This window comes from Bacillus sp. S10(2024) (assembly GCF_050473865.1).
GTDB lineage: Bacteria > Bacillota > Bacilli > Bacillales > Bacillaceae_G > Bacillus_A.
On sequence record NZ_JBFLUR010000002.1, the window covers coordinates 586,640 to 610,992 of the forward strand.

Sequence of the window (24,353 nt, forward strand, 5' to 3'; positions counted from 1 at the left end):
CTATTTTTTAGCTGCTTGCTTATCTATTCGTAAAGGAATTTTTTCTTATATTCTTACGATCTTCCACTTATTTAATAACTATTGACTATTATATTAGAAAAGGGGAAATCCGTAGTTGAATTATACCCTTTTTTTCAATTTTGAATGAAGTAAACTGGATAAAGAACATGAGATAGCAGCTTTGAGAAAAAGCAAGATAATAGAATTGAAATCATAGAAGCGGAAATACATATAAAAAAGGAGTGGTTTATGGTGGGAGATTTGCAGAAATGGATTGAAGTTGATGCATATATTACAAAGCAGTTATTACCTTCAGATGAAATCCTTGAGAATGTATTGGAGGAAAATTCTAAAGCAGGATTACCTGCAATAGATGTTGCTCCGAATCAGGCAAAATTCCTTCACATACTAGCTCTAATAAAAGGAGCGAAAAGAATTTTAGAGATTGGGACATTAGGGGGATATAGTACAATTTGGCTTGCTCGGGCTTTACCAGCAGACGGGCGTTTAATTACTCTTGAATTGGAGGGACACCATGCTGAAATTGCCAAATCAAATGTAGCAAGTGCGGGGTTATCCGATTTAGTGGAAGTACGAATTGGACCTGCTCTCGAATCATTGGCGAAGTTAAATGATGAAGGAGTCGGCCCGTTTGACTTCATTTTTATAGATGCAGATAAACAAAACAACTCAAAATATTTAAAGTGGGCACTCAAATTATCGCGAAAAGGTACAGTAATTGTAGCGGACAATGTGGTTCGTAAGGGAGAGGTAGTGAACGCTGCTAGCACTGATACTAATGTTCAGGGAATTCGTCGTTTTTTTGATACTCTTGCATCTGAACCACAACTATCTTCAACGGCAATACAGACTGTCGGAAGTAAAGGATATGATGGATTTGCGATCGGAGTAGTAATGAAATAAGAATTGTGGTTCACAGAATGGTGAAGATGGGCATAATAAATTGCTCTTCTTTCAGGCTGTTTTCTTGAGCATGTAGCTAAAGAAGTTACTTTGCTTCATCGTAGGAGATTGAACGAAGGTTTTATATAATGATTTATAAAGTACGGCAGTATTAGCCCTACAAGTTGAATTTGTGAACTTGCAGGGCTAATAGTTTTGAGAATGAAAAGGAAATAGAACGTTAGTGTAGAAAAGGAATCATTAGAGTGTGAGCTTTAGTGAAGCAGGAAGGACAAAATAAATGTCATCGTGAATTTTTCTTATATGGAGTAAAAGTTTAATTTAGTTATTCAATAAATACGGATTTATAATAAAGAGCAACTTTTTGAAGTGTTTACATATAATTATATTAGACCGACAGTCGGTCTAGTAAAAGGAGTTTATTCATGAGAATTGTAAAGGAACATGAAGAACGGAGAAATGAAATTTTAGATACTGCAGAAAAACTGTTTACTTCTAAAGGATATATGAAAACGACCGTAAACGATATTCTGCAGGAAATCGGTATCGCGAAAGGAACGTTCTATCATTATTTCAAATCAAAAGAGGAAGTAATGGATGCGATTATTATGCGAATTGTACATGCAGATGTAGCGGCAGCAAAAAAGATTGCTTCAGATCCTAATATCCCTGTACTTGATAAATTATTTCATATTTTAATGGCGCAAGCACCAAAAACTGGGGGAAACAAAGAAAAAATGATTGAGCAATTTCACCAACCAAGTAATGCGGAAATGCACCAGAGAAGCTTAGTTCAGTCCATTTTACATCTAACACCTGTTTTGACGGAGGTGATTAAGCAAGGAATCAATGAAAAGGTTTTTATGACAGATTATCCACAAGAAACGATAGAATTTTTGCTTGCTTCTGCACAAGTAATATTCGATGAAGGATTGTTTCAGTGGCAGCCTTATGAAGCGATGCAAAGAGCAAAAGCGTTTATCAACATGACGGAGACTACTCTTGGAGCTAAAAAAGGAAGTTTGGATTCCATTTTAGCCATTTTGATGAGACAGTCTGGAAATGACGAATAAGATTAACGACATAAAAAAACTTTTTTCGGGAGGAGACGAGAGCATCTGGCCGCACATAGAAACGGTCAGGGCCATTTCCTTTCACATGCGAGGTTTAAGAGATCATGTTGTATTCACATAGCAGCGACTTATGTGCCGGGAACTTAAGGGTAGTATTTTATACAAAAATATAGACCGGCAGTCGGTCTAATATCTTTATGGAAGGTGTGCATATTATGCAAAATAATAGCAATATAAAGCCTTTTCCTAAAGCATTTCACTTAATGGTAGTCGGACAGATTATATCAATATTAGGTTCTTCTCTCCTTCGTTTTACCTTATCTCTCTATGTGTTGGACATAACGGGCCGGGTAGATATATATGCAACTTTGTATGCTGTATCAAATGTGCCACTTTTGTTATCACCTGTTGGCGGGGCTATAGCTGACAGATTCAACCGCCGCAACTTAATGGTAATTTTTGATTTTGCAAGTAGTGCCATTGTATTTTTTTTTATTTTGTTTTTAGCAGCGGGTAATACTTCTGTGATCTTTATCGGTGTTGTCATGGTTTTGCTAGCGATGATTAGCGCCATGTATTCACCAGTTGTCATGGCATGTGTTCCTTTGTTAGTTGCGGAAAATAAATTGGAGCAGGCAAACGGTATTGTAAACGGTGTTCAAGCGCTATCAAGCGTAGCAGCTCCTGTTTTAGGCGGAGTATTATATGGTATTGTAGGATTAAAAGTATTGGTTGTGATGAGTTGTATCGCTTTTTTCTTAGCAGCAGTATTAGCAATTTTTATTAACATCCCCTTTGTAGAAAGAGAACGAGATGGACATATCATATCGACTATCATAAACGACTTAAAAGTTGGGTTTATTTACGTAATTAAGCAACCTTTTATTTTGAAATGCATAATCCTTGCAGCTTTACTCAATTTAATTCTCACACCGTTATTTGTTATTGGTGCTCCCATCATCTTACGGGTAGTCATGCAAAGTAGTGACGCAATGTATGGTATTGGAATGGGACTCATAGAATTTGCTACAATTTTAGGGGCATTGTCCATCGGCTTCTTTTCAAAAAAGATGCAAATGAAAAAATTGTATCATTGGTTTCTCGTAATTGCTTTATTGATTGTACCGATGGCTTTATCAATTACGCCCCTTATGCTTGGGCTAGGATCCTATCCGTCATTCATACTCTTTATCTTATGTGCAGTTCTTATTGCAATAGCGATGACTATAATCTCTATTTTTGTCATTACCGCTGTACAAAAGAAAACACCAAATGAAAATTTAGGGAAAGTTATGGCGATTATTATGGCGGTTGCACAATGCATGGCACCTATGGGGCAGGTCATATACGGTCTCATCTTTGAAGCTTTTAGTATAAAGGTATATCTTCCTACACTGTTTGTAAGTATTGCGATGATTGTAATGACAGTTGCAGTAAAAAAAGCATTAAGAAATGAAGGGGGAAAAGGAAACAAAGATATACAAAGTGGTATTTGAATTGCATTTTTAGTTTACGGATATCATTAGAGGTTATAAAAAATAAACGTGTATAAAATCCATTAAGGATTTTATACACGTCTAACTGTTTCTAAATGATTATTTATTAGGTTCTATATGCTTGTTTCGCATTGCATAGTAAATTGGAAGTCCTAAAGCTGTTAAGCCGATACCGCATAGTGCAAGCAGTGTTTGTGTGAAAAGAGTATTAATAACGATAAATGATCCACCTACAATGGAAATTAACGGTATAATAGGATAAAGTGGTACTTTGTAAGGACGCACAAGATCTGGTTCTCTTTTACGTAAAATGAATACTGCTACGAAAGTCATTGTATAGAATATCCAGATAACAAACACTAACATATCTGTTAATGTGTTGAATCCACCGATAACCATCATGATAACCGAAACGCATAACATAAAGATTCCAGAATTATAAGGAACGTGGCCATTTTTAGATAATGTTGCAAACCATTTACTAAACGGTAGTTTATTTTCTAATGCCATTGCATAAGGGATACGCATTCCTGTCATAATGTATCCATTGATTGTTCCAAATACGGAAATTAAAATACCGATTGTAACTAATTTTCCTCCCATTGCTCCAAATAAAATTGTCGCTACTTGAGATGCAGGTGTATCAGTTCCTGCAAGTGCTGATGCAGACATAACCATAAGGAATGCAATATTAATAAGTAAGTACACAACCATTACAGTAGATAATCCGATTACAATTGCTTTAGGTAAGTCTTTTTTAGGATTTTTCATTTCCCCAGCGATATTTCCTACATGAATCCATCCATCATAAGCAAACATTGTTGCAAGTAAACCAGATCCAAGTGCAGATATAAATGATTTACCTGGTCCTGCTTCTACTGGAAACAGTTGTAGAGTTACGTCGCCTTTATGCAATAATCCAAAAATAATAAGTAATGCTAAAGGAACTAATTTACAAATAGTCGATACCATTTGAATTCCACCAGCTGCTTTCGCCCCTAAGGAGTTCATAAAAGTTACGAATGCTGCGGTAATAACAGCAACTCCAATAATCATCAATTTATGTTCATTCGCATTTAATCCAAATAAACTAACTGCTTGTGTGCCGAAAATAATTGCAAGTGCTGCAATATTGGCAGGGAAGTAGATAACAGTTTGTGCCCACCCTAGTAGGAAAGCAGTTAAGTTTCCATAAGTACGTTTTAAATATGCCATCATTCCACCTGTTTCAGGAATAGCTGCTGAAAGTTCAGCTGCAGTTAAACCTGAGCAAACAGTTAAGATTCCTCCAATTACCCATGCAAGTAATCCTAAACTTGCTGATCCAGTTACGCCGTATAGTGCAGTAGGCTTAAAAAATACACCTGCACCAATAACAGTACCAATAACTGTTGTTAATGCTGCAAAGAAGCCAATTTCTTTTTTAAGTTGTGCTTGTGACATAATAATCACTCCTGTTAGTAAAAATACATATAACATCTGATGAATTCATTTTTGCTTCAGCTTTCATAGTATATCCCTTCATTTTATTAAATAGTGCGTTAATATTGAAAAAATTAAATTTCATTTGTGATATAATGCACAAATTCATAGAAATATAAGGGTATTTCTATGTTGTTTAATGTGAAAAAGTTCACAAATGTAAATAAAAAAATAAAATTGCATTTCATGTGAATTCATAAGAGATGTTATTCGAGACAAAGTCTATCATACTTAAAAAGTGGTTTCAATCCTTCTCTTTAAGAAAAAATTTATTTTAAAATAAAAAAAAACATTTTGTGAACTATTTCACAAAATGTTGACTCATCATTTTTCTAAGTGTATCTTGTAGGTGTGAACAGCGATCCAGACAAACGAGGAAATATAAGAATGTTTGATTATATTCCATGAATTTATTTGGATCGTATAAAAATAATGTAATAGTGTATATTACATTTTAAAAGTAAAAGGATGTGGCAACATGAAAATTGGCGTAGTGAAAGAAATTAAAAAAGGTGAAGCACGTGTTGGGATGACACCAGAAAATGCTCGAAAATTAATTGAGGCTGGACATGAAGTCTTAGTAGAAAAAGATGCTGGTCTAGGATCAGGTTATACAAATGAAGAGTATACAAATGCAGGTGCTACTTTAGTTACTCAAGAGCAAGCTTGGGATGTTGATATGCTAGTAAAGGTAAAAGAACCTTTAGTAGAAGAATATAAATATTTTAAGAAGGATTTAATTGTTTGGGGATTTTTACATTTAGCAGCTTCAAAAGAGTGTGTTGAAGCGATGAGAAAAGCGGGAACAACAGCTATTGCTGGAGAAACAATAAGTGAAAATGGAGTTTTAACATTATTAAAACCGATGAGTGCAATTGCTGGGCGTCGTGCAGTGTTTATGGGAGCTTATTATTTAGAAAAACAACATGAAGGAGAAGGTATTTTATTATCAGGAATAGAAGGTATTCCAGCTGGTAATGTTGTAATTTTAGGCGGAGGTAACGCTGCAATTAATGCTTGTGATATGGCAGTTGGAATCGGTTGCCACGTAACGATTTTAGAGTTAAATCAAAAACAAATTGCTTATTTAAAAGAAAAATATGCAAATGATCAAGTTGAAGTTATCGAATCTACTACTGAAAACTTAGAAAAAGCTATTAAAACGGCAGATTTATTTATTTCAACAATTTTAATTCCGGGTGCTAGACCACCAAAAATTGTGAAAGAGTACATGATTCAGTCTATGAAGCCGGGCAGTGTTGTTGTTGATATTTCAATCGATCAGGGTGGAACGATTGAAACAATTGATCACTATACAACACATAATGATCCTGTATTTATTAAGCACGATGTCATTCATTATGCTGTACCAAATATGCCAGGGGCAACTCCACGTACTTCTACTATGGCATTAGCGAATGGAAATATCGATTATTTATTAGCAATTGCTAACGATGGTTTAGAAGCGACTATTCAAAACAAACCTTCATTAGTACATGGTATCAATATTTATAAAGGAACAATCACTTATGAAAATCTAGGTACAACGTTAGGGTTAGATTATAAACAATTGAAAGAAGTGTTATAATATGATTACTAAAACTTTGCCACTAAATATTGATGATATTAAAAATGCCAAACAAATTCTTGATAGAAACGCTCGTAAAACACCGCTTGTTAAATCCTTTTATTTAACAAGTAAAACAGGCGGGGAAATCTATTTAAAATTAGAAAATATGCAATTAACAGGATCATTTAAATTTCGCGGGGCCTTCAATAAAATTTCTACTTTAACAGATGAAGAAAAAGCTCGTGGAGTTATTGCTTGCTCGGCTGGTAACCATGCCCAAGGTGTTGCGTTATCTTCACATTTACTTGGAATTAAAAGTAAAATTGTAATGCCAACTTCTGCTCCAAAAGCGAAAGTTGAAGCAACGAGAGGATACGGCTCAGAAGTCATTTTATATGGTGATACGTTTGATGATGCAAAAGCAAAATGTGAAGAAATTATAAAAGAAACTGGAGAAACATATTTACATCCATATGATGATGTACAAGTTATGGCAGGTCAGGGAACAATTGGCCTCGACATTCTTGATGATATGTGGGATGTTGATACTGTAATTGTACCTATTGGCGGCGGCGGAATTATTTCTGGAATCGCGGTAGCACTTAAAACTTTTAATCCTTCAATTAATATAATTGGTGTTCAAGCTGATAATGTTCATGGAATGAAAGCTTCGTATGTTAAAGGTGAAATTGTAGAGCATTATGAAGCACCAACTATTGCTGATGGTTGCGCTGTAAAAATTCCAGGAACCTTAACTTTTGAAATCGTAGAAGAATTAGTAGATGATATTGTAACTGTATCAGAAGATGAGTTAGAAGTAGCTATGAAAGATTTATTACAACGCGGAAAAGCTGTTGTAGAAGGCGCAGGGGCATTAGCGACAGCTGCTCTTCTTGCAGGTAAAGTTGATTCCTATATTAAAGGGAAAAAAGTAGTAGCGATTATTTCTGGCGGAAATGTTGATTTAACTCGTATTTCTAGCGTATGTGAGCATTTCTTTGCGAATGAAGTAAAGTAATGAACTGAAAATTGCTAAATAAAAAATGAGACTAGATAGGTTTATAGAACACAAGAAGAGCTAAGAGAGATCCTCTTAGCTTTTCTTAATAAAAGGAGGTAAGGATTATAGTTAATTTATTTAAAAAGAAATCTGTTACCCAGTTGTTAAAAGAAAGTCAAAGTAAGACTTTAACGAAAACATTGGGCGCGTTTGATCTAACAATGTTAGGTATTGGTGCGATAATTGGGACTGGCGTTCTTGTGCTCACTGGATTAGTTGCGGCAAGAGATGCTGGTCCAGCGGTTATTTTTTCATTTATGATTGCAGCAATTGTTTGTGGATTTGCAGCGTTATGTTATGCCGAAGTTGCTTCTACACTTCCAGTATCAGGTAGTGTATACACATATTCATATGCAACAATTGGGGAGTTTGTAGCGCATTTAATGGGATGGACGTTACTGTCTGTATACGTCGTAACAACAGCAGCAGTAGCTGGTGGATGGACGGGGTATTTTCACAACTTAATAAGTGGATTTGGATTAGAGATACCGAAAAAGTTGTTAACAATCCCATCACAGGGCGGTATTGTAAATTTGCCAGCAGTCATGATTACACTTGTATTAACATGGTTATTATCACGTGGGACGAAAGAAAGTAAACGTATAAACAATGCAATGGTGTTAATTAAAATTAGTATAGTTGTATTATTTATTGCAGTTGGTGTGTTTTATGTAAAACCATCAAACTGGGTTCCATTTGCACCGTATGGCTTAAGCGGCGTTTTTGCAGGAGGAGCGGCTGTATTTTTTGCTTTCTTAGGATTTGATGCGCTGGCAACTTCAGCAGAAGAAGTGAAAAATCCGCAGCGCGACCTGCCGATTGGTATTATTGCATCACTCGCTATTTGTACAATCATTTATATTGCAGTTTGCCTTGTTATGACAGGAATGGTTTCGTACAAAGAATTAAATGTACCGGAAGCAATGGCTTATGTTTTAGAAGTTGTTGGACAAGATAAAGTGGCTGGTGTTATTGCAATTGGAGCGGTAATTGGTATTATGGCTGTAATTTTTGCATATATCTATGCGACAACACGTGTATTTTTCGCGATGAGCCGTGATGGTTTACTTCCCAAGTCATTTGCGAAAATTAATAAAAAAACTGAAGCACCAGTATTTACAACATGGTTAACAGGAATCGGAAGTGCTTTAATTGCTGGATTTATCGATTTAAAAGAGTTATCAAACTTAGCGAATATTGGGGCACTATTAACATTTGCGATGGTTAGTGTATCTGTAATTATTCTTCGTAAAACGCACCCGAAACTACAGCGTGGATTTATGGTTCCGCTTGTGCCAGTTTTGCCGATTATTTCAATTGTATGTTGCATATTTCTAATGATTAATCTACCATTCACAACGTGGTTGTATTTTGGGATTTGGTTAGTAATCGGAGCATTTGTATATTTCGCGTATTCAAAAAAACATAGCCATATAAATGAAGAGAACATTTCAGAAAATAGATTTGAAGAAATGAGTTGAAGAGAAGAATTGTTGGTATAATTTATATGATTTCATACAGAATTGATAGTTTGAATATATTACTATTTTTAAAAGGCTGTTTAAGGTTTGCTGTATGAAAATATGTCATAATAATTTAAAAATTGAACTATCGTTTGAAACTTTTTTAAAAGTTTAATGGAGTTGGTAGTATTCATCAATATATAAATCCATTTTAATCTTTCAGCATATGAGTTGCTGCTAGGGAGAAAAAAGTGTCTTACACTCGTTTTCTCCCTTTGTTTTAACCATTGCTTGTGGCAGGAAAAGGTTCTGTGACAGATACTATATATGACCAGAGGCTCCTGGCCATTAAAAAAGAAGCATGTTTATATGTGGTTTTTCAACTTGTGTATATAAATAAGAATGGCCTATCTTTCTTTGATTATTAAACTTGTAATAAGGTATAATACAATATAGTGAATAAATGTGACATCTTCAATTTGTCTTTTTTGTTAACAATATGAAATATAATGAAAAATTGTTGAAGAAACAGCATGATTTATATTACTATTTTTATGTAGATTCAAAGTTGAAAGAGAGTGGAACAAGAATGGGACGTAAGTGGAATAATATTAAAGACAAAAAAGCGTCAAAAGATGCAAATACGAGTCGTATCTATGCAAAGTTTGGACGAGAAATTTATGTAGCAGCAAAACAGGGTGAACCAGATCCAGAATCTAACCAGACTTTAAGAGTTGTACTTGAACGTGCAAAAACGTATAATGTACCGAAAACAATCATTGACCGTGCGATTGAAAAAGCAAAAGGTGGGTCAGAAGAAAGCTATGACGAACTTCGTTATGAAGGATTTGGACCAAATGGATCAATGGTAATCGTAGATACATTAACAAATAACGTGAACCGTACTGCAGCAGATGTACGTGCAGCATTTAGCAAAAATGCTGGTAACATGGGAGTAAACGGATCAGTAGCGTATATGTTTGATGCAACGGCTGTTATTGGCCTTGAAGGTAAAACAGCAGATGAAGCACTTGAAATCTTAATGGAAGCAGATGTAGACGTGCGTGATATCTTGGAAGAAGAGGAAGCGGTTATCGTTTATGCGGAACCGGATCAATTCCATGCAGTGCAAGAGGCATTTAAAAATGCTGGTGTAATTGAATTTACAGTTGCAGAATTAACAATGCTTGCACAAAGCGAAGTAACACTTCCAGAAGATGCACAAGTGAAATTTGAAAAAATGATTGATGCATTAGAAGATTTAGAAGATGTTCAACAAGTGTACCACAATGTTGATTTAGGTGAGTAATAGGAAAGCAGCTCTTTGTTTTAGAACAAAGGGCTGCTTTTTGATTGTTCATTGAAATTTAAAAGATAAAGTCAAAAGAAATAAAAAAACGTGTAACAAAGGTTTATAATAAATAAAGATAGATAAAAAGGAGTGAAGTAGCATGAAATCAGAAATTATCGAACGTTTTACAAGATATGTGAAGGTGGATACACAATCTGATGCAGAAAGTCATACTGTTCCAACAACGCCTGGCCAAATCGAATTTGCAAAGCAATTAGTAGAAGAGTTGAAAGAGATTGGATTATCAGAAGTAACGATGGATGAGAATGGCTACGTGATGGCGACGCTTCCTGCAAATACAGACAAGCATGTTCCTGTAATTGGTTTTTTAGCTCATTTAGATACAGCTACAGATTTTACAGGGAAGAATGTTAAACCGCAAATTCATGAAAATTTTGATGGGAAGGCAATTACGTTAAATAAAGAGCTAGGTGTTATATTAACTCCAGAATTATTTCCAGAGCTCCCATCTTATCAAGGTCACACATTAATCACAACAGATGGAACAACACTCCTTGGTGCAGATGATAAAGCAGGCATTACAGAAATTATGACGGCAATGAATTATTTATTACATAACCCACAAATAAAACATGGGAAAATTAGAGTAGCATTCACGCCTGATGAAGAAATCGGCCGCGGTCCAGCTCACTTTGATGTAGAAGCTTTTGGAGCTTCATTTGCATATACAATGGACGGTGGTCCGCTAGGTGGATTAGAATATGAAAGCTTTAACGCTGCTGGTGCTAAGGTTACCTTTAAAGGAAATAGTACGCATCCTGGAACAGCTAAAAATAAAATGGTAAATGCCAGTAAGCTCGCAATGGAATTTCATGGACAACTCCCAGCAGAAGAAGCACCAGAATATACAGAGGGGTACGAAGGATTTTACCACCTTATTTCTATAAATGGTGATGTTGAGCGAAGTCAATCTACTTACATTATTCGTGATTTTGATCGCGAACATTTTAATACTAGAAAAGAGAACATAGCAACCATTACAAAACAGATGCAAGAGAAGTATGGTACAGAAAATATTATTCTTGAGATGAATGATCAATATTACAATATGCTGGAAAAGATTGAACCGGTGAAGGGGATTGTTGACATTGCATATGAAGCAATGAAAAATCTTGATATCGAGCCGAATATTCAACCAATTCGCGGGGGAACTGACGGTTCGCAGTTATCGTACATGGGTTTACCGACACCAAATATTTTTACGGGAGGAGAAAACTACCACGGTAAATTTGAATATGTATCTGTAGATAATATGGAAAAAGCCGTTCAAGTTATTATTGAAATCGCACGATTGTTTGAAGAAAAAGCATAATAAAAGATAAAACCTCGAATAGCGATGTGCTATTCGAGGTTTTATCTTTTGTAGAACTCATTATTAAGTGAGACTTCCTTTTTTCTTACCTCATTTGTTAACCTCATTGTTTCCAGATTGTTGTAGATGTGACAAATTTACGACGACAAAGAGAAGAACTATTATTTTCTATTTTTTGTTAAATTTTTTAAATTATTATTGAAATAATTTAAATCTAATCATATAATCAATAATGATAATCATTATCGGTGGTTGATAGAGAAAAGATACTATGATTAATAGGGGAAGTGAAAAAAGTGAGTTTTAATATTAGCTAATTGCTCCGTAATACATAAATAAGAACCATATTTCGTTAGGTAGACAAGGTGATGAATTAATAGTTTTGAAAGGAGTATTTTTAAATATGAATAAAAAGTTATTTACATTAGGAATGGTTACAGTATTAAGTTTAGGTCTTGCTGCATGCAATAGTACAGAAAAAAGCTCAAGTGAGAAGAAAACAGAGAGTGCAGAAACTACAGCGAAGAAAGAAAAACAAAAAATTCCGTACCTTGGTAAGGAATATACAGTGCCTACAAAAATAACAAAAATTGCAACAGCTAGTTTAGAATCAATGGAAGATGCAGCTGTACTTGGAGTGAAACCAGTAGCCGCAATTACAGTAGGTGGGAAAATACCTGACTATTTAGCCAAAGATTTAAAAGGTGCAGAATCTATCGGTGAAAAAATGCAACCAAATTTTGAAACGCTACTGAAATTAAAGCCAGATGTTATTACATCAAGTTCTAAATTCCCAGCAGAGACAGCTGAAAAATTTACAAAAGTAGCACCAACATTCCCAGTTTCTCATATTTCAACACATTGGGAAGATAACCTAAAATTAATGGGTGAGCTAACTGGTAAAAAAGATAAAGCGGAAAAAATTATAAAAGATTATAAAGCGGATGCTGCGAAAACGAAAGAAAAAGTAGCAGATAAATTAAAAGAGAAAAAAGTTGTTGTAATAAGACTGAGAGAAGGCAGCATTAATCTGTATCCAGAAGATGTTTATTTCAATCCAGTAATTTATAAGGATTTAGGATTAACGGCTCCTGAAGCGATTAAAGCAGTTAAAAAGCAAGAAAAAATTTCTTTAGAAAAGTTTGCAGAAATGAATCCAGATTATATCTTTGTTCAATTTGAAGGAAGCGAAAATAAAGATAATCCGAAAGCATTAGAAGATTTACAAAAAAATCCAATTTGGCAAAGTATTAACGCTGTAAAAGAGAAAAAAGTATTTGTAAACGCTGTTGATCCGATGGCGCAAGGCGGTACAGCTTGGAGTAAAATAGCTTTCTTAAAAGCTGCAGAAAAAAACTTATCTAAATAAATAGTAAGGTGCGTTGAATGATATGCGGAAAATGAATGCAGTACCAATGATGATTTTATGTTTGGCACCTGTGTTAATTTTACTAACGATTATGTTATCCATATTGTATGGAGCGAAAAATATTACTTTTGAAACAGCTTGGAATGCGTTATTTCATTTTGATTCAGGAAATGTAAATCATAATATTATTATTATATCTCGTTTACCGAGAGCCATTGGTGCGTTATTAGTAGGAGCATTTTTGGCCATATCAGGAGCACTTATGCAGGGGATGACAAGAAACTATCTTGCATCCCCTTCTATTATGGGTGTGACAGAGGGGTCAGTGTTTGTTATTACGATTTGCATGGTATTTATTCCAGGGATGTCTTCAGTGAATATGATACTATATTCTATGCTTGGTTCGGCATTAGGAGCGGGAATTGTTTTTGGATTTGGTTCATTGTTTCGAAATGGATTATCGCCGGTTCGTTTGGCTATTATAGGAACTGTTATAGGGACATTTTTAAATAGTACGGCAATAGCAATTGCATCTTACTTCCAACTTTCTCAAAATGTTAGTTTTTGGTACAATGCGAAATTGGACCAAATCGATCCGAAGATATTAAAATTATCTATTCCATTTGGTGTTACTGGTATTGTTTTGGCACTTGTGATTTCAAAATCTATTACAATTCTCTCATTAGGAGAAGAGGTTTCGATTAATTTGGGCCAACGTACAAAACTTGTGAAAGCTGCTGCAATCCTATCTGTTGTGTGTTTAACAGGTACTGCTGTAGCCGTAGTTGGAAAGGTGGGTTTTGTAGGATTAATCATTCCTCATATTACTCGTTTTTTAATTGGAGTAGACTATAGGTGGATTATACCGTGTGCTGGTGTAATAGGCGGAGTCTTTCTCGCTTTATGTGATGTATTGAGTAGATTTATAAATTATCCATTTGAAACACCGATAGGGGTCGTTACTTCATTGATTGGAGTTCCTTTCTTCCTTTATTTAATTCGAACAAGAGGAGGAGAGAAGCATGCATAGAGATTCATGGCGGTGTTATATAGTCACTAGTGTAATCCTGTTTTTAGTTATAGTTGCCATTTATATTAGTTTAACGAATGGTACATTTGATATGACAGTTGTGGATATAATTCGGACGATATTTCGAATAAATCCTGTGCCTGAACATGATTTAGTTATATTTGATTTTAGGCTTCCCAGAATAGTAATTGCAGCATTAGTAGGGTTTGGTCTTGGCGTTGCGGGGGCTGCTATTCAGGGAGTTACGCGAAACGGATTGGCAGATCCAGGTATTTTAGGAATTAATGCGGGTGCAGGGGCAGCTATTGTTGTCTTTATGTTTTTCTTTCAAGGACAAATCAAGAGTACAGACTGGTTTTCTATTATGCTTCTGCCGTTATTTGGTTTGGCCGGGGGGCTTGGTTCTGCAATCTTAATTTATATGTTTTCTTGGAAAGGCGGAAGATTAGATTCACAGCGCCTATTATTAACAGGAATAGCAATTGGTTACGGTCTTAGTTCTTTCTCTGTATATTTATCTTTGAAAATGAAAGCTACTGATTTTGAAATGGCAGCAGTTTGGGTCTCAGGGAGCATATATAATGCAAATTGGAAATATATTATTGCGATGTTACCATGGTTAATTATTTTAGTGCCTATTATACAAAGGAAAGCATATTTACTTGATATGTTTCAACTAGAAGAGACGAGTATAAAAAGTCTCGGAATTTCAGTCGAAAAAGAGAAATCCATTTTATTATTAAGCGGTATTGGGATAGTGAGTGCTTGCGTTTCTGTTTCTGGAAGTATTGGATTTGTTGGGCTGATGGCACCGCATATTGCAAAACGTCTCGTTGGAATTCATCATAATCAAGTTATTCCAATATGTGGTGTGATTGGTATGTTACTTGTTATTGTTTCTGACTTTATTGCAAAGACTGTTTTCGCACCAATAGAGTTACCGGTTGGAATTGTCGTTTCTATCATTGGTGTACCGTATTTTCTATATTTGTTATTTAAAGCGAAAGCGTAAAAGGAGTGAAGATGAGTGAGTGTTTTAAGCACAGAAAATTTAGAAACGAGCTATGAAAAGCTTACGGTATTTCGTGATTTAAATGTAGAAATACAAGAAGGAAAAGTGACGACGATTATTGGGCCAAATGGATGCGGGAAATCTACGCTACTAAAAACAATGGGGCGAATTTTAAAGCAGAAAAGTGGAAAGGTGTACTTGCAAGGACAAAATTTACATACAATTTCAACAAAACAAATTGCGAAGCAACTTGCGTTATTACCACAAAATCCAATTGCTCCACCAGAATTAAAAGTAGAAGAGCTTATTTCTTACGGACGATATCCGCATCGTAATAATGTGAATAAATTATCATCTAAAGATAAAGAAATGATTGAATGGGCAATGGGAATTACAAATACCACTCCTTTTCGCAACCGTCAAATTGGAAATTTATCAGGAGGACAAAGACAAAAAGTATGGTTAGCAATGGCTTTAGCACAAGAAACAGAAGTTTTACTATTAGATGAACCAACAACTTATCTTGATATGGCTCATCAGCTAGAAGTACTGCAAATTGTTGAACGATTGAACCAAGAACATAAATGTACAGTTGTTATGGTTTTACATGATATTAATCATGCAGCACGTTTTTCACATGAAATCATTACGATGAAAGCAGGGGAAATCATTAAGATTGGGAGCCCATTAGAAATCATTACAAATGAAGTATTGAAACGTGTGTTTCATATTGATGCAAGGGTAATGATAGATCCTTATAATGGTGCTCCTGTGTGCTTTGGGTATGATAGTGCATTACAAGAAGGACGTGCAAAAGTTTATGTAACAAATTAAACATGTAAGAGGAGGGTGACAATGCAGTCTGTACCAGAGACACCGAATGTCGTAATTTCTAACACAGAGAAATGGACCATGTACTCAAAAAGAGAAAATCGTCAGTATCAAATTTATATAGCAAAGCCGAAACAGCCTGAACCACCTTCAGGTTATCCGATTATATATGTATTAGATGGGAATGCTTTTTTTCAAACGTTTGAAGAAGCTGTGCGCATCCAAGCAGTTAGATCTGAAAAAACAGGAATTGTACCAGCTATCATTGTTGGAATTGGCTATCAAATAGAAGAAAGTTTTTCTTCAACATATCGGTTTTATGATTTCACTCCTCCAGCAGCATCTCTTATTTTGCCGCCAAAACCCGATGGTAAACCGTGGCCCGTAACAGGGGGAGCGAATTGCTTTTTAGAGTTTATTCAAGAGGAGCTAAAACCAGAGCTTTTTAAGTATTTTCCAATTGATGTAAAGAGACAAACGTTATTTGGCCATTCGTTAGGCGGATTATTTGCTTTACATGTCTTATTTACAAATATACATACCTTTCAAACATATTTTATAAGCAGTCCTTCTATTTGGTGGAATAATCAATCCATTCTTGAAAAAGAATGTAACTTTATAAATGAATTAAATAAAACAGATTCTGAAATTGGTGTTTTTCTTACAGTGGGATCATTAGAAAAAGATCATATGATCCAGGAGATAAATGCATTATCTGATCGGTTGTACAATATACAGCATAGCAAACTACGGTTCTCGTTTCATGAAGCAGAGGGAGAAAATCATGGATCGGTAGTACCGACTGTGTTAAGTCGAGCGCTTCGTTTTATATTTCAATCATAAATGATAGGGATAGTGTTTATTATTCAAGTTTGGTTTTAATCTAGGAGGAAAATATGGTCATAGTGCATAAAATACGCTGACCATATTTTTATGAGATGAGTTGTGTTGTTTTGTTTGAATTGTTTTGGATAGGGATGGAAACAACTCTAGATAACGTGATTGGGACTAAAATATTCTTGTGTTTTTTGGATACAGTGGATTTAAATGACAGTAATAGGTCCATATGAAAATTGGTTAATCAAAGAATTCCATTATATGTATTGCCTATTGCCACAGTGTATATAAAATATTTTTCTTGACTTTTTATACGAATATTAGGAAAATAGTAAAAAAGAAAGGAGGGGTAACGTTGGAGGAATATGTGCTAGATATATATAATTTTTTGTATACCACTGATTGGGAAGATATCATGTCAATTGTAAGCATTTTATTATGTATTCAATTCTTATTTTTATATGGAAAAATGAATAGTGCTGATTTTTCTTTAACGTCCCCATCCGACGGACAAGGAGAAATATCACTAAGCAAGCCAAACTTAAAGCATGTATATTTCCCTATAATTATGATGCTCTTTATTCGTTATATTACAGCTGTAGTAAAGAAAAAAGAGGGAGACGACCACTATCATCTGATTTGTCATCTGAATTTTAAATGAATGATACAAGGAGGAGATTTGTATGTGGATTCGTTTCGTATTAATTGGTTTCTTTTCATTAACGGCAATGTCTTTGATTGGTTTTCAATTAACTGAGATTTTTCAAGCATATAGCGACATGCTTTTTAATAAAAACTAAAACAGAAGCTGTGGTTTGAAATTTGTAGTGTGAAACGATACAATCCTTCTTAAGAAGTCAAAGACTTAAGAAGGATTGTTTCTTTTTGCTATTTGTGAGTGAAAAGATTAGCAACGCTGGAAGCTTCACCTTACATGATTATTTCGAATATTTGTCACATTTATACTGTGAATAATATGTTAAAATAGTGAAGCTACTATATATTTTATGAAGAATGAGGGAGTGAACAATTTGACTGATCGTTCTGTGAAACAGAAGAGCTATGCTCCTGTTGTAATAACGCTTTCTGTGATCGTCAATGCGATTATTTTATTTTTGTTTTTTGGACCGGTTGGATACAAAGGAGAAGTACATTTTGATGTAACAATTTTGCCACTTGTTAATGCGATTTGTAATAGTTTTACATTCGTGTTTTTACTAGCAGCGTTGTTCTCAATCATTAAAAAGAATGTGAAGCTACATAGAGGATTTATTCTTGCCGCATTTACAACAACATTAATATTTTGTGTTTCGTATTTGACCTACCATTATTTAGCGCCAGCAACGCATTTTGGCGGAGAGGGAATCATTAAATATGTATATTTCTTTATTTTAATTACACATATTTTCCTTGCAGCTATTATTGTGCCGCTTGCATTATTTTCTTTAGTGTACGGATTTACAAACCAATTGACTCGCCATCGTAAAATTGTACGTTGGACAATGCCAATCTGGTTATATGTAAGCCTTTCTGGCGTTATCGTATACTTAATGATTTCACCTTATTATTAAAAGAGTCTCAGTTTTTAGCTGAGACTCTTTTTTGTATAAGCAGATTTTTTTGTAAAAAGCTAAATATATGATATACAAAAGTATAGTTACTTTTATCTAGAAAGGATGAAGTGTATGCAAAACTTTGTGTTTCGTAATCCAACAAAGCTTATTTTTGGAAAAGGTCAATTAGAACAATTGAAATTAGAAATACCTCAATACGGGAAAAAGGTGTTACTCGTATATGGTGGTGGAAGTATTAAACAAAATGAGATTTATGATAACGTGATATCTATGTTAAAAGAAATAGATGCAGAAATTTTTGAGTTAAGTGGTGTGGAACCCAATCCTCGTTTATCAACAGTAAATAAAGGGATTCAAATTTGTAAAGAAAATGATGTCGAGTTTATTTTAGCTGTGGGCGGTGGAAGTGTAATAGACTGCACAAAAGCTATTGCGGCTGGCAGCAAGTATGATGGAAATGCGTGGGATCTTGTTACGAAAAAGGTTTTTGCAAAAGAAGCATTACCTTTTGGAACAGTGCTAACTTTAGCGGCAACAGGCTCTGAAATGAATGCGGGTTCAGTTATTACAAATTGGGAAACAAATGAAAAGTATGGCTGGGGGAGTCCAGTCACATTTCCGCAATTTTCTATTTTAGATCCGAACCATACGATATCTGTACCACGAAACCAAACAATTTACGGTATTGTTGACATTATGTCGCATGTACTCGAGCAATATTTTCATCAAGGTACAAATACAGCATTGCAGGATCGCTACTGTGAATCTATTTTACAAACGGTCATTGAGGCAGCTCCGAAGCTGCTACACGATTTAGAAAGTTATGAGCATCGTGAAACGATTTTATATTGCGGTACAATGGCGTTAAATGGTATTTTGGCAATGGGCATACGTGGAGACTGGGCAACGCATAACATTGAACATGCTGTTTCAGCGGTGTACGATATTCCGCATGGCGGTGGTTTAGCGATTTTATTCCCGAACTGGATGAAACATGTTTTACATGAAAATGTTGATCGTTTTAAACAATTTGCGATTCGAGTATTTCATGTTCAAACTGAAGATAAAACTGATGTTGACATAGCGTTAGAAGGAATTGAAGCATTGCGTCAATTTTGGACATCTATTGGGGCGCCGTCTCGTTTAGCGGATTATAAAATTGGTGAAGAACAAATTGATGTTATGGCAGAAAAAACCATGGCATATGGTGAGTTCGGACAGTTTAAAAAATTAGATAAACAAGATGTTGTAAAGATTTATCAAGCATCGTTATAAACAAACAAAAACACTTCTTCTTTAGAGAGGTGTTTTTTTATTTGTTTATATTCCTGTCACATAATATTTGCAGAAGTGGTGAGAGAACTAGTTCCTACAGTAGCAGTAAGTGTAATATATGGGCATAAAGAGTTTAAGATTTGGTGATATCTCTCTTCTCTTCGTTTCTGTTTGGAAACATTAATATTACTTAGATATGTTTGCGTTAGGTAACATAGGATTTTTGATAAAGTGGAACTTCCATCAGTGGGGTCTTACTTTCTGTTAATGCGGAATAAACTTTTGGATATTGTTGAATGAATCTAAAAGTTTATAAAAATTTTACATATACATGTTATTTGTAGGCTGCGGTGCATATTTATATATATATGTATTACTCCCGCTTATCAAGAGATTTTAGCTGGAATTAAAAAATTGTCTTCACTGTTATAAACGTATGTGATGTAAAAAATTTGAATATTTAAAAGGGTAAATCGGGAGGAATTTCATTGTTACAGTACATTGATGATTAGCGGTTCTTTGGCTATGAAATAATTGGAAAAAATTATGGGGATTTGGGTACTCAGCAAGTAGAAGAGTGATTAATTTATGATTATTCTGTCTTGTGCTCCTTATCATTGAGAGAACGTATCGAAAATCGTTGCATGTATTACTGGTGCCGTTTGCTAAAAGTATTTCTGTATATCCATATTAAATAGCGGTTTTTCGGAAAATGGATAAAGAAGGTGATATAGGTGGCAGGTAAAAAGGAATCATCGAATAAGAGTAATGGAGAGAAAGGGAAAAAGAAGATTTTTTCACCGTTTACAGCTCAAAAGAAAAATAAACCTATTTTACCTCCTCCATTACAATCTGGAACGATGACAAAACAGATAGCATTACGAGAAGAAAGTGCAGAGAGCCAAAGAAATGGGATGCGAGATGAAGGAGTAGAAGAACAAATCTTATTTTTATATGGAATAACAGAGAATGACGAAGTAAGACCGTTAAGAGTGGACGATGAAGGATTTATATTAACAAAGGAATATCGTGTAAAAAGTGAAGAAGAAGGGAAATTAAAAGAGGATAAATATGGAAGAAGAAGTAAGATGTATGAAAAATATAAGCACTTGGGCTCCATGAATTGCTTTTCACCTTTAGCTGTTGATGGGCAAATAATGAGAAAAATGTTTTTCAATCGAGAAGTTATTTTACACATTCATCAAGAAGATGGGGACTTTGTAATATTTGATGTTTCAGAGTTAAATGGTTATTCTTTTGCGGTTATTAATAATACAAATGATGCTATTGAAACGTATGTACAAATTAGCCCGGACTCTGTTCATTACTTCACAGATACGATTCCATTTAAGATTGAGCCTCTTCAAATGGAAACAATTTCTCCAGTTCGTTTTCTTAAATATGCAAAAGTTGTTGTAAAGGGGAAAGGAACTGGAGAGGTCACTGTTTACTTGCAAGGGCAAACGCTAGGGTAATATTTAGATATAACTAATAGTTCATTATTATGAAATGAAAAAATGATGATGAGACGAGAATTAGTGAAGAGAAGTATATTATAATATAAATTATGTATATGAAGTGGCAAAAGGGAACGTGATGAACCTAAAAGCCACTTTGAAACATTCATGGACAAGCCCATTAAACAATAAGATATAGTGAGGAGATTATTTAGAATGGATATATCGTTTGTCCTGTTAAGATGTTATATGCAGCGCAAAACTGTGATTGTGTATATTCGTTAGTTTTTATATTTGTTTCTTCATTTGTAAGTAACGTATGGAATGAACGCAGAATACAATTTAGCGCAAAGTATAACTCTTCCTGAGAGCAGTTCTTTTCTTTTGTTGCGGTTGCTAAAATTAACTCTTCTGACAACGAGCGAAAATCAAAAGTAGCTTGTCCAATTCTCATCATATCATCTCCATTTTGGTTTTTATCATGTATATGAAGTGAGTGAACAAAACATGCAAAATAGATTGTATTTTTAACAAAAATATATAATTTCAATTACTGTAATAAGATTACTTGCATTTTAACTATTAAAATTGGTAAGATTGGATATAATAATCAGATGTATAACTATACATAAAGAGAGTTGGAGTATATGGGAGAAGAAAAGCAGGATAAAGTTGTTGTTATTATTGGACCAACTGCAGTTGGAAAAACGAAGCTTAGCATTGAATTGGCAAAAGCGTTAAATGGAGAGATTATAAGCGGCGATTCCATGCAAATCTATCGTAGTATGAATATAGGTACGGCGAAAGTTACAGAAGAAGAGATGGACGGAATTCCGCATTATATGATTGATATAAAACATCCAGAAGATGCATTTTCCGTTGCTGAGTTTCAAGAGCTTGTACGCGGTCATATAGCAGATATTGCAAAGCGTGGTAAATTACCTATAATTGTTGGTGGAACAGGTTTATATATACAGTCTGTGTTATATGATTACCAGTTTTCTGATGAACCAGGAGATCATGCGTACCGTAAACAGTTAGAACAATTAGCAGAGGAACATGGTGTAGAGTTTATACATGGAAAGCTAGAAGAAGTTGATCCGATAAGTGCAAAGCGCATTCATCCAAATAATGTGAGGCGTGTCATTCGTGCTTTAGAAATTTTTCATACAACAGGGCAGAAGATGAGTGATCAATTAGAGCAACAAGAAAATGAATTGTTATATCACGTTGCTTTAATTGGTTTAACAATGGATCGAGATTTATTATATAGTCGCATTAATTTACGTGTAGACATTATGATGGAGCAAGGTTTATTAGCGGAAGTTAAGCACCTGTACGAAGAAGGAATTCGAGATTGTCAATCCATTCAAGCGATTGGTTATAAAGAGCTATATGAATACTTTGATGGAAAAATCTCATTAGAAGAAGCGATAACCGCTTTGAAAATGAATTCCCGCCGCTACGCAAAACGACAATTAACTTGGTTCCGTAATAAAATGAATGTTGAGTGGTTTGACGTTACAAGTGGTGAAAAAAATCAAGAAATTTTACAGTATACAGAAGGAAAGCTAAAACTTAAGGCGAATAATAAGTAATAGAGAAAAAGAGGAGGATTCGACATGAAGCAATCAATCAATATTCAAGATCAATTTTTAAACCAACTCCGTAAAGAGAATACGTTTGTCACGCTGTACTTATTAAATGGCTTCCAACTTCGTGGTTTAATTAAAGGATTCGATAATTTTACTGTATTGTTGGAAACAGAAGGTAAGCAACAGCTTATTTATAAACATGCGATTTCTACATTTGTTCCACAAAAGAACGTTTCAATCGAATTAGAATAGTAAAAGAATTGTACATAGTAAAAAGAGCGAATGATTCGCTCTTTTTTTATTTCTAAAAAATACATCGAAATCTAGTTAGGAGATAGAGAATTTAGATGTTTTGTTATGTTTCTAAGGAATGAAAGTGCGAAAATAGCAAGGATGATTTATAAAATGATGTTGAAAGTCAAAAAATATATCCCTTTCAATAACTAGAAATGTATTTTATTTACTGAAAACTTATGTTGGAAAAGATGTTAGGGTGAACATTTTGAGTCAACTTTACGGCTTGTGAAGGTGTGGATATTATTACACAGGTAAATGTAGGGAGATTAGCTCTTCCTTATTCTCTTGAAGTTGCTTTTCTTGATGTTCCAGTTCATTTTGTGGGCAGTGCGCATCTAAAAGTTCCAGTTCATTTTGTGGGCAGTGCGCATCTAAAAGTTCCAGTTCATTTTGTGGGCAGTGTTCATCTAAAAGTTCCAGTTCATTTTGTGGGCAGTGCGCATCTAAAAGTTCCAGTTCATTTTGTGGGCAGTGCTCATCTAAAAGTTCCAGTTCATTTTGTGGGCAGTGCTCATCTAAAAGTTCCAGTTCATTTTGTGGGCAGTGCTCATCTAAAAGTTTCAGTTCATTTTGCGGGCAATGCGCATCTAAAAGTTCCAGTTCATTTTGTGGGCAATGCGCATCTAAAAGTTCCAGTTCATTTTGTGGGCAGTGCGCATCTAAAAGTTCCAGTTCATTTTGTGAGCAGTGTTCATCTAAAAGTTCCAGTTCATTTTGTGGGCAATGCTCATCTAAAAGTTCTAGTTCATTTTGCGGGCGATGCTCATCTAGAAACTCAAATTCCTCTTGTGTATGGTATTCGTCTTTATACTCTTGCTCATCTTGAAGCTGATCATTCATTCCGATTGGCATAGTTTGTAGTAAATTTATTTGTAACTTTTTTGTTTGCTCAAGGATATTTTTTAATACATAACGGTTCATCTTAAATGATTTTGTGATAGACAGCGAAAAGTTGAGTAAATTTTGCAATTCAACATATACTGAATTCGTTAAAAATGGTTGGCTATTCAAAATAGTAATTAAACTACTAGTAATGCTAATGCCGCTTTTCTGCTGTGTTGGTGCTATGTTTAAATGTTTTAGATTTCCTTTTATTGCGTCTAATATGTTTATAAGTTTCTTTATGTTATGTTGTGATGGGTTTGAAAATATTGATGGAATCATACGGGTTAAGTCGCTAAGTGTTTTTTGAAAACGGTTGACGTATGGTTCAGAAGCGTGAGTGTAATAAACGGCTGGAATTCGGTGGGGGTGTATTGGGAAATAAGGAACTGAAAAATTTTTCTCATTATCAATAAAATAAGGCATGGAAAATCTCCTTCCT

22 protein-coding genes are annotated in these 24,353 nt (G+C 34.7%); 19 read left to right on the plus strand and 3 right to left on the minus strand.

The genetic code is table 11. From position 1 onward, the window contains the following. The first annotated feature begins 249 nt into the window (after positions 1 to 249). The 3 genes from AB1280_RS03065 to AB1280_RS03075 all read left to right on the plus strand — a co-directional run bounded on the left by AB1280_RS03065 (position 250) and on the right by AB1280_RS03075 (position 3,493). Complete coding sequence (locus AB1280_RS03065; RefSeq protein WP_429754834.1) at positions 250 to 924, plus strand: O-methyltransferase; 675 nt, start codon at positions 250 to 252, stop codon at positions 922 to 924. 425 nt (positions 925 to 1,349) lie between these two features. Next, complete coding sequence (locus tag AB1280_RS03070; protein WP_429754835.1) at positions 1,350 to 1,997, plus strand: TetR/AcrR family transcriptional regulator; 648 nt, start codon at positions 1,350 to 1,352, stop codon at positions 1,995 to 1,997. Between the two features lie 215 nt (positions 1,998 to 2,212). Beyond that, the gene (locus AB1280_RS03075; protein ID WP_429754836.1) at positions 2,213 to 3,493 is read left to right on the plus strand and encodes an MFS transporter; all 1,281 of its coding nucleotides are present in this window, start codon (positions 2,213 to 2,215) and stop codon (positions 3,491 to 3,493) included. Positions 3,494 to 3,592: 99 nt separating this feature from the next. Here AB1280_RS03075 and AB1280_RS03080 read toward each other — a convergent pair whose 3' ends face one another. Beyond that, positions 3,593 to 4,936 (minus strand): APC family permease, encoded by a 1,344-nt coding sequence (locus AB1280_RS03080; RefSeq protein WP_429754837.1) that lies wholly within the window; start codon positions 4,934 to 4,936, stop codon positions 3,593 to 3,595. A gap of 517 nt (positions 4,937 to 5,453) precedes the next feature. On the opposite strand from AB1280_RS03080, the gene ald reads away from it, so the two are divergent. The 14 genes from ald (at position 5,454) to AB1280_RS03150 (ending at position 21,155) form a co-directional block, all read left to right on the plus strand. Then, complete coding sequence (ald, locus tag AB1280_RS03085; RefSeq protein WP_272188042.1) at positions 5,454 to 6,563, plus strand: alanine dehydrogenase; 1,110 nt, start codon at positions 5,454 to 5,456, stop codon at positions 6,561 to 6,563. A 1-nt stretch (position 6,564) separates the two neighbouring features. Then, complete coding sequence (tdcB, locus tag AB1280_RS03090) at positions 6,565 to 7,563, plus strand: bifunctional threonine ammonia-lyase/L-serine ammonia-lyase TdcB (RefSeq protein ID WP_272188041.1); 999 nt, start codon at positions 6,565 to 6,567, stop codon at positions 7,561 to 7,563. Between the two features lie 107 nt (positions 7,564 to 7,670). Beyond that, positions 7,671 to 9,086, plus strand: coding sequence for an amino acid permease (locus AB1280_RS03095; RefSeq protein WP_429757255.1), 1,416 nt, complete (start codon positions 7,671 to 7,673; stop codon positions 9,084 to 9,086). Between the two features lie 571 nt (positions 9,087 to 9,657). Beyond that, positions 9,658 to 10,377 carry a YebC/PmpR family DNA-binding transcriptional regulator gene (locus AB1280_RS03100; RefSeq protein WP_272188347.1) on the plus strand — a complete coding sequence of 240 codons (720 nt, stop codon included), beginning with the start codon at positions 9,658 to 9,660 and terminating at the stop codon, positions 10,375 to 10,377. Positions 10,378 to 10,519: 142 nt separating this feature from the next. Continuing rightward, positions 10,520 to 11,752, plus strand: a complete 1,233-nt coding sequence (gene pepT / locus AB1280_RS03105) for a peptidase T (RefSeq protein WP_272188040.1) — start codon at positions 10,520 to 10,522, stop codon at positions 11,750 to 11,752. Between the two features lie 403 nt (positions 11,753 to 12,155). Continuing rightward, a complete protein-coding gene (locus AB1280_RS03110) occupies positions 12,156 to 13,121 on the plus strand; it encodes an iron-hydroxamate ABC transporter substrate-binding protein (RefSeq protein WP_429754838.1) in 966 nt (321 codons plus the stop codon). A gap of 22 nt (positions 13,122 to 13,143) precedes the next feature. After that, positions 13,144 to 14,151 (plus strand): FecCD family ABC transporter permease, encoded by a 1,008-nt coding sequence (locus tag AB1280_RS03115; protein ID WP_429754839.1) that lies wholly within the window; start codon positions 13,144 to 13,146, stop codon positions 14,149 to 14,151. Then, complete coding sequence (locus AB1280_RS03120; RefSeq protein WP_429754840.1) at positions 14,144 to 15,163, plus strand: FecCD family ABC transporter permease; 1,020 nt, start codon at positions 14,144 to 14,146, stop codon at positions 15,161 to 15,163. The genes AB1280_RS03115 and AB1280_RS03120 overlap by 8 nt, the downstream gene beginning before the upstream one ends. Before the next feature lie 15 nt (positions 15,164 to 15,178). After that, complete coding sequence (locus AB1280_RS03125; protein WP_429754841.1) at positions 15,179 to 15,997, plus strand: ABC transporter ATP-binding protein; 819 nt, start codon at positions 15,179 to 15,181, stop codon at positions 15,995 to 15,997. A 21-nt stretch (positions 15,998 to 16,018) separates the two neighbouring features. Beyond that, on the plus strand, positions 16,019 to 16,837 hold the full coding sequence (locus tag AB1280_RS03130; protein WP_429754842.1) for an alpha/beta hydrolase: 819 nt from the start codon (positions 16,019 to 16,021) through the stop codon (positions 16,835 to 16,837). A 349-nt stretch (positions 16,838 to 17,186) separates the two neighbouring features. After that, positions 17,187 to 17,492, plus strand: coding sequence for a hypothetical protein (locus AB1280_RS03135; RefSeq protein WP_429754843.1), 306 nt, complete (start codon positions 17,187 to 17,189; stop codon positions 17,490 to 17,492). 346 nt (positions 17,493 to 17,838) lie between these two features. After that, on the plus strand, positions 17,839 to 18,402 hold the full coding sequence (locus AB1280_RS03140) for a DUF420 domain-containing protein (RefSeq protein WP_429754844.1): 564 nt from the start codon (positions 17,839 to 17,841) through the stop codon (positions 18,400 to 18,402). Positions 18,403 to 18,516: 114 nt separating this feature from the next. Further along, positions 18,517 to 19,680: an iron-containing alcohol dehydrogenase gene (locus tag AB1280_RS03145; RefSeq protein ID WP_429754845.1), complete on the plus strand. Its 1,164-nt coding sequence runs from the start codon at positions 18,517 to 18,519 to the stop codon at positions 19,678 to 19,680. 734 nt (positions 19,681 to 20,414) lie between these two features. Next, positions 20,415 to 21,155, plus strand: a complete 741-nt coding sequence (locus tag AB1280_RS03150) for a DUF6385 domain-containing protein (protein WP_429754846.1) — start codon at positions 20,415 to 20,417, stop codon at positions 21,153 to 21,155. Between the two features lie 193 nt (positions 21,156 to 21,348). Here the strand turns inward: AB1280_RS03150 and AB1280_RS03155 are convergent, their stop codons facing one another. Further along, complete coding sequence (locus AB1280_RS03155) at positions 21,349 to 21,585, minus strand: hypothetical protein (RefSeq protein WP_272188345.1); 237 nt, start codon at positions 21,583 to 21,585, stop codon at positions 21,349 to 21,351. 199 nt (positions 21,586 to 21,784) lie between these two features. On the opposite strand from AB1280_RS03155, the gene miaA reads away from it, so the two are divergent. After that, positions 21,785 to 22,735, plus strand: coding sequence for a tRNA (adenosine(37)-N6)-dimethylallyltransferase MiaA (gene miaA / locus AB1280_RS03160; RefSeq protein WP_429754847.1), 951 nt, complete (start codon positions 21,785 to 21,787; stop codon positions 22,733 to 22,735). Positions 22,736 to 22,759: 24 nt separating this feature from the next. Further along, positions 22,760 to 22,984, plus strand: coding sequence for an RNA chaperone Hfq (gene hfq / locus AB1280_RS03165; protein ID WP_000813896.1), 225 nt, complete (start codon positions 22,760 to 22,762; stop codon positions 22,982 to 22,984). A gap of 288 nt (positions 22,985 to 23,272) precedes the next feature. Here the strand turns inward: hfq and AB1280_RS03170 are convergent, their stop codons facing one another. Further along, the gene (locus AB1280_RS03170; protein WP_429754848.1) at positions 23,273 to 24,337 is read right to left on the minus strand and encodes a collagen-like repeat preface domain-containing protein; all 1,065 of its coding nucleotides are present in this window, start codon (positions 24,335 to 24,337) and stop codon (positions 23,273 to 23,275) included. Positions 24,338 to 24,353 lie beyond the last annotated feature (16 nt).

Coding starts and splice junctions, on each gene's coding strand:
- AB1280_RS03120 (WP_429754840.1), top strand. CDS start 14,144: ATGCATAGAGATTCATGGCGGTGTTATATAGTCACTAGTGTAATCCTG.
- tdcB (WP_272188041.1), top strand. CDS start 6,565: ATGATTACTAAAACTTTGCCACTAAATATTGATGATATTAAAAATGCC.
- AB1280_RS03080 (WP_429754837.1), bottom strand. CDS start 4,936: ATGTCACAAGCACAACTTAAAAAAGAAATTGGCTTCTTTGCAGCATTA.
- AB1280_RS03100 (WP_272188347.1), top strand. CDS start 9,658: ATGGGACGTAAGTGGAATAATATTAAAGACAAAAAAGCGTCAAAAGAT.
- AB1280_RS03140 (WP_429754844.1), top strand. CDS start 17,839: ATGAAGAATGAGGGAGTGAACAATTTGACTGATCGTTCTGTGAAACAG.
- ald (WP_272188042.1), top strand. CDS start 5,454: ATGAAAATTGGCGTAGTGAAAGAAATTAAAAAAGGTGAAGCACGTGTT.
- AB1280_RS03065 (WP_429754834.1), top strand. CDS start 250: ATGGTGGGAGATTTGCAGAAATGGATTGAAGTTGATGCATATATTACA.
- AB1280_RS03115 (WP_429754839.1), top strand. CDS start 13,144: ATGCGGAAAATGAATGCAGTACCAATGATGATTTTATGTTTGGCACCT.
- hfq (WP_000813896.1), top strand. CDS start 22,760: ATGAAGCAATCAATCAATATTCAAGATCAATTTTTAAACCAACTCCGT.
- miaA (WP_429754847.1), top strand. CDS start 21,785: ATGGGAGAAGAAAAGCAGGATAAAGTTGTTGTTATTATTGGACCAACT.
- AB1280_RS03110 (WP_429754838.1), top strand. CDS start 12,156: ATGAATAAAAAGTTATTTACATTAGGAATGGTTACAGTATTAAGTTTA.
- AB1280_RS03130 (WP_429754842.1), top strand. CDS start 16,019: ATGCAGTCTGTACCAGAGACACCGAATGTCGTAATTTCTAACACAGAG.
- AB1280_RS03075 (WP_429754836.1), top strand. CDS start 2,213: ATGCAAAATAATAGCAATATAAAGCCTTTTCCTAAAGCATTTCACTTA.
- AB1280_RS03145 (WP_429754845.1), top strand. CDS start 18,517: ATGCAAAACTTTGTGTTTCGTAATCCAACAAAGCTTATTTTTGGAAAA.
- AB1280_RS03170 (WP_429754848.1), bottom strand. CDS start 24,337: ATGCCTTATTTTATTGATAATGAGAAAAATTTTTCAGTTCCTTATTTC.
- pepT (WP_272188040.1), top strand. CDS start 10,520: ATGAAATCAGAAATTATCGAACGTTTTACAAGATATGTGAAGGTGGAT.
- AB1280_RS03070 (WP_429754835.1), top strand. CDS start 1,350: ATGAGAATTGTAAAGGAACATGAAGAACGGAGAAATGAAATTTTAGAT.